Genomic DNA, 5,285 nt, shown 5'->3' on the forward strand with positions numbered 1-5,285 from the left:
GGATGGGCGGGGTCGGCCATGGTGGTCGGTGTCCTCGGAGGGGTCGGTGGCCCGGGGGCTCCCGGGCCGGTCACGATGGTGCGCCCGGCGCCGGTCGGTCGTGGCGCGGGGCGCGGCGACCGCCACCCGCGCGGGCGGCGGCGAACAGCGGGCGGGCCGCGGCGGCACAGGCGTGGGACAGGGCGCGCAGCGCCTCCGGGATCCGCCAGGCGGCGCGGTCGCGCGGGCCCACGGTGTTGGAGACCGCCCGCACCTCCAGCACCGGTACCCCGGCGCGGACGGCGGCCTCGGCGACGCCGAAGCCCTCCATCGCCTCCGCCCCGGCCCCCGGGTGGCGGGCGGCCAGGTCGGCGGCCCGCCCGGCGGTGCCGGTGACGGTGGAGACGGTCAGCACGGGGGCGAGCAGCGCCCCGGCGGCCCCGGCGACCTCCGCGGCGAGGTCGGCGGGTGGTTCGTGGGCGACGGTGCCGAAGCCCAACTCGGTCACGTCGACGAAGCCCTCGGCGGTCCCCGCCCCCAGGTCGGCGGCGACGATCCGGGAGGCCACCACGACCGAGCCGAGGGGGGCGCGCTCGGCGAAGCCGCCGGCGATACCGGCGCAGAGCACCAGGTGGAACGGCCGGCCCTCCGCCCGGGCGCGGGCCAGGGCGTCGGCCGTCGCGGCCGCCGCGGCGGCGGGGCCGACCCCGGCCACCACGGATTCGACGGACCCGACGGGCTGCGGGGGTTCGTGCCGGGGTCCGGGTTCCGGGGGTTTGCCCGCGAGGCCCGCCAGCACGGCGTCGCGCTCGGCGGCCACGGCGGTGACCACCAGCAGTCGGCTCCCCGGCACGGCGGCGGCCGTCCCCGGGGACCCGGCGACCCCGACCGCCCCGGGGGCGGTGTCGGGTGGTTCGACGACCGGGTGGTCCGGGCAGGTCCTCCCGGTCGCCCCGGAGGGCTCGGCGCCCACGGGCCCCCCGATCAGTTCCCCGGCTCCAGGCGGGCGTTCCAGACACCCTCGAAGCGCCCGTACAGCGCCTCGTTGAAGGCATCCTCGTCCTGCGCCTGGTAGGCCGCCATCAGTTCCTCGGAGTCGTAGTCACCGGTCAACTTGACGACGCTGACGGTGATCCCCTCGTCCTCCTCTTCCTCGCCGAACGGGTCGGCCTGCGACATCGCGTGCAGGTCGTCCACGGGGAAGTTCTGGAAGGTGGTGGTGTAGGGGTCCACCGACCGGGTCTCGCCGTTGACGAACAGCAGCCAGCCGTGCTCCGCGATCGAGGGATCCACCCCCACCCGGAAGGTCTCCCCGCGCTGCGAGGTGAACGACGGCGCGTCGTCGGTGTGCTCCAGGCACTCCTGCGCCCGCTCCACGCCCAGCGGGTCGTCGTGGCCGTAGCAGTCGCTCGCGGTCTCCGGGGAGGAGGTCGAGGAGCCGAGGGTGAAGTGCGCGTTCGGCGTGGGCCGCTCGCAGGCGGTCAACCCCGCCAGTCCCAGTGACACGGCGCCGACGGCAAGGGTGGTGCGCAGGGCCCGCCGGCCCATCATCCCGGAGATCGCAGTCATGCGGGCAGGGTACCGGGCGACCCCGATCAGCGAACGCGCGGGTGCGGTGTGCCGCGCCGGGCGGAGGCCAGCAGCGTCCCCGCCGAGGCGGCCGTGCCGGCGATCAGCAGCACCGCCACCACCGTCATGCCCAACCACCCGATCAGCGGGAGCGCGATGCCGAACGCCCCGCCGACCACCCACGCCATCTGCACGACCGTCTCCGAACGGGCGAAGGCGGAGGTCCGCACCACCTCGGGCACGTCCCGCTGGATCATCGCGTCCAGCGACAGCTTCCCCATCGCCTGCCCGAGCCCGGCCACCGTGCTCACCATCAGCACCGTCACCGTGCCGTAGGCGACCGCCGCCGCGATCGAGGTGCCCACCGCCAGCCCCAGCATCAGCAGCAGGATCACCTCCGGGGCCCGGTCCCTGGCCCACGCCCCGAGGACGTTGCCCAGGCCGTTGCCCGCCCCGGCCGCCACGCCGACCACGCCCAGCGCCAGCGCGGTGGACATCCCCGGCAGCGGCTGGTCGCGCAGCAGGAAGGCCAGGAAGAACAGCAGGAAACCGGAGAGCACCCGCAAGGAGGAGTTCGCGATCAGGCCCTTGAACACCGGTGAGTCCGCGGCCCGCAGCACCCGCTCGCGCCGCTCCGACCGGCGCCGCCACCACGCCACGGGTCCGCGGGTCCGCCGCGGACCCCCGTTGCGGGAGGCGCGCGCCGCGCCGTCGCGGGAGGACCGCCGGCCGCCGTTCCGGCCCGTGCCGCGCTCCGGCTCGCGCACCACCCGGGTGCGGGCCAGCTCCTCCAGGTGCAGGGCCCGCTCGCCCTTGGCCAGGTCCACCTTGTGCGGCAGCCGGAAACACATCACGGCGCCGATGGTGGTGAGCACGAACGCGCCGTACAGCGGCCACTGCGGACCCAGCAGGTGCAGCAGGAGCCCCAGCGGGGCCGCCACACCGGCCGAGATCAGACCGGTCAGGGTGATCCGCGCGTTCGCCTTCACCAGCGAGATCTTCTGCGGCAGCAGGCGCGGCACCACCGCCGCCCGCACGATGTTGTAGGCCTTGGAGGCCACCATCACGCCCAGCGCCGCCGGGTACAACAGGAGTTCACCGGTGGCCACCGCCCCGGTGATCAACAGCGCCAACACGCCCCGGAACAGCAGCGCCCCCGCCATCGCCGCCCGCCGGCCGTGCGGGATCCGGTCCAGCAACGGACCGATCACCGGCGCCAGCAACACGAACGGCGCCATCGTGACCGCCAGGTACAGCGCCACCCGGCCGCGCGCCTCGTCGGTCGGCACGGAGAAGAAGATCGTGGACGCCAGGGCCATCGTGATCAACATGTCGCCCATCGAGTGCACGGCGTGCACCTCGATCAGTTTGCCCAGGCCCGACTCGCCCGCCCCCTGGGCGTGGGTGACGCGCCGGATCCGACGGCCGAGCGCCGCCGGTGGGCGGGAGACCCCGCGGCCGACGGCGCGCAGCGAACGGACCAGCGGCCCGGACCGGCCCCCGGTTCTGCGGTCGGACATGCTGTCAGCTGCCACGTCTGCAAGGGTAGGCGGTACGGGCGGGCCCGACGGGGGTTCGGCATGGATGCGGGGCGAACGGAGGGCCACGGGGGTCGAACGGCGGCCCGGGGGCGCCCCGGCGCGACGGCCGGTGCGACGCCGGGCACGACCGCCGACCGGTGCCAACCGGTGCCGACCGACGCCGACCGACGGGGTGTCCGGCGGTCCGGTCCGGCTCCGGATCGGCCGGCCCCGAACGTGCCCGCGCGGCCCCGCACGCGGCGTGTGCGGTAGCGTGGTCGAACGGTGCCCTCCGTCTCGTCACTCACGATCGGTTCACTCACGATCGGTACGACGTCGCAGCGGCCCGGATCCCGTCGCGGCGCGCCTCGCGCGCCGGTGCGGGGCGTGCGGTGGATCGCGCGGTCTCCACACCCCGGAGCACGCGTCGCCGCGGTCCCGTGCCCGGCGGCGATCCGGCAGCCGCTCCGTCGCCCGGTGGTTCCCGGCGGCCCGGCACCCGAGCACACGGCGTAGGAGAGAGTCGATCAAGTGAGAGTTGGCACGCGAAGCCGCACCCCCGACCGGCTGTGCGCAGAGGCCGTCGAACTCGCCCGCGAGGTCGCCGAGGAGGTCGCCGCCCCCCGGGGGGCCGGTCCCCACCTGGGGGTGGTTCAGGAGGGGGACCGGCTGGTCACCCACCGCTTCGAGTGCCTGGACCCCGGGTATCGCGGCTGGTACTGGGGCGTCACGGTGGCCCGTGCCTCGCGCGCCCGCTACGTGACGGTGGACGAGGTCGCGCTGCTGCCCGGCCCGGACGCCCTGCTGGCGCCCGAGTGGGTGCCGTGGAGCGAGCGGCTGCGGGCCGGGGACATGGGCCCCGGTGACCTGCTGCCGGTGGAGGCCGACGATCCGCGGCTGGCGCCCGGCACCTCCGGCCTGGACGAGGCCCTCGCGCCGCCGGTGCCCGGCGACACGCCCGCCGGGGAACCCGCGGGCGGCGACACCGCCGAGGCGCCCGTGACCGAGGGGGCACCGCCCGTCGTCGAACCGGCGGAGCGGGCCAGGATCGAGGCCGTCGCCCGGGAGATCGGGTTCGGCCGGCCCCGGGTGCTCTCCCGACTCGGACTGGAGGAGGCCGCCGACCGCTGGCAGGAGACCTTCGGCCCCGACACGCCCATGGCGCAGGCCGCCCCGGCCTCCTGCGCCGGCTGCGGCTTCCTGATCCCGTTGGCCGGTTCCCTGCGGCAGGCGTTCGGGGTGTGCGCCAACGAGTACTCGCCCGCCGACGGCCGGGTGGTCTCCCTGGACTACGGCTGCGGCGCGCACTCCGAGGCCGCCCGGATGCCGGCCCCGATCACCCCGCCGCCGCCCGTCATCGACCACCTGGGGGTCGACCCGCTCTGAGCGGAGGGGGAGGTCGGCGGGCGGCCTCCCCCGGGCCCGTCACCACAGCGAACGCGCCAGGAGCACCAGCCCGGAGAGCGAGACCAGTGCGAGCAGCGCGGTGCGGATGCCCGCGGTCGCCATCCGCCGGCGCAGCGGGCGGGCGACCAGGAAGCCCGTGACCACGAACGGGATCAGGGTCAGGCCCGCCGCCACCTGTTCCCCGGTCAGTTGACCGCCCAGCGCCAGCACGCCCAACGACATCGCGGTGCCGCACAGGAAGAAGACGCCGAGGGTGCCGCGCACCCGGGGCGGCGGTTCGTGCTGGTAGAGCAGCGCCACCGGCGGCCCCCCGATGGAGGTCGCGGTGCCCGTCACGCCCGAGGCGACGCCCGCCGTCACCAGGCTCGTCGTGGTGATCGGCACCCGCACCGCCCATCCCGTGGCCACCACGGCCAGCAGCACCATCACCCCGACGAGGGCGCCCAGCGTCTCCGGGGCCACCACCGCCACCAGCCAGGTTCCCGCCACGGCGCCGGGGAGCCGGGCCGGCAGCACCCGGGCCAGCCCCCGCCAGTCCACGTGCCGCCACTCGGCGCGGATGGTGAACATCGGCAGCAGCAGCGTGGCCATCAGCATGGTGCCGGGCAGCAGGGTGGGGTCCATCATCGCCACCACGGGGGCGGCGATCAGCCCCAGCCCCAGGCCGACCCCGCTCTGCACGACCGAACCGATGAGCACGGCGAGGCCGACGACCAGCAGGAACGACAGCGGGGGCAGGGGGAGGGCGCCGGGAAGGGGAGCGGGGAGCGACGAGGCGGGGAAGTCGGGCGCGGTAAGCGCTTGCCACAC

5 protein-coding genes are annotated in these 5,285 nt (G+C 76.0%); 1 reads left to right on the forward strand and 4 read right to left on the reverse strand.

What is annotated here, in order from left to right; all coding sequences use genetic code 11:
- Nucleotides 1-70: 70 nt before the first annotated feature.
- From FOE67_RS15605 to FOE67_RS15615, 3 genes are all read right to left on the reverse strand, one after another.
- Entirely contained in the window at nucleotides 71-832 is a 762-nt protein-coding gene (locus tag FOE67_RS15605; protein WP_182664710.1) for a futalosine hydrolase, read from the reverse strand.
- A 131-nt stretch (nucleotides 833-963) separates the two neighbouring features.
- Nucleotides 964-1,548, reverse strand: a complete 585-nt coding sequence (locus FOE67_RS15610) for a hypothetical protein (protein WP_182664706.1) — start codon at nucleotides 1,546-1,548, stop codon at nucleotides 964-966.
- 26 nt (nucleotides 1,549-1,574) lie between these two features.
- A complete protein-coding gene (locus FOE67_RS15615) occupies nucleotides 1,575-3,068 on the reverse strand; it encodes an MFS transporter (protein WP_182664712.1) in 1,494 nt (497 codons plus the stop codon).
- 531 nt (nucleotides 3,069-3,599) lie between these two features.
- Between FOE67_RS15615 and FOE67_RS15620 the strand changes: the two genes are divergently transcribed.
- Nucleotides 3,600-4,454: a DUF3027 domain-containing protein gene (locus FOE67_RS15620; protein WP_182664708.1), complete on the forward strand. Its 855-nt coding sequence runs from the start codon at nucleotides 3,600-3,602 to the stop codon at nucleotides 4,452-4,454.
- A 39-nt stretch (nucleotides 4,455-4,493) separates the two neighbouring features.
- Here the strand turns inward: FOE67_RS15620 and FOE67_RS15625 are convergent.
- Nucleotides 4,494-5,285 (reverse strand): sulfite exporter TauE/SafE family protein (locus FOE67_RS15625; RefSeq protein ID WP_228473931.1); only part of this gene is annotated, 792 nt, incomplete at its 5' end.

The sequence above is a fragment of the Streptomyces calidiresistens genome, from assembly GCF_014141525.1.
Taxonomy (GTDB): Bacteria; Actinomycetota; Actinomycetes; order Streptomycetales; family Streptomycetaceae; genus Streptomyces; species Streptomyces calidiresistens.

Bases quoted from the DNA above. Each gene is read 5' to 3' on its own strand.
- FOE67_RS15615 (WP_182664712.1), bottom strand. From the start codon at position 3,068: ATGTCCGACCGCAGAACCGGGGGCCGGTCCGGGCCGCTGGTCCGTTCG.
- FOE67_RS15610 (WP_182664706.1), bottom strand. From the start codon at position 1,548: ATGACTGCGATCTCCGGGATGATGGGCCGGCGGGCCCTGCGCACCACC.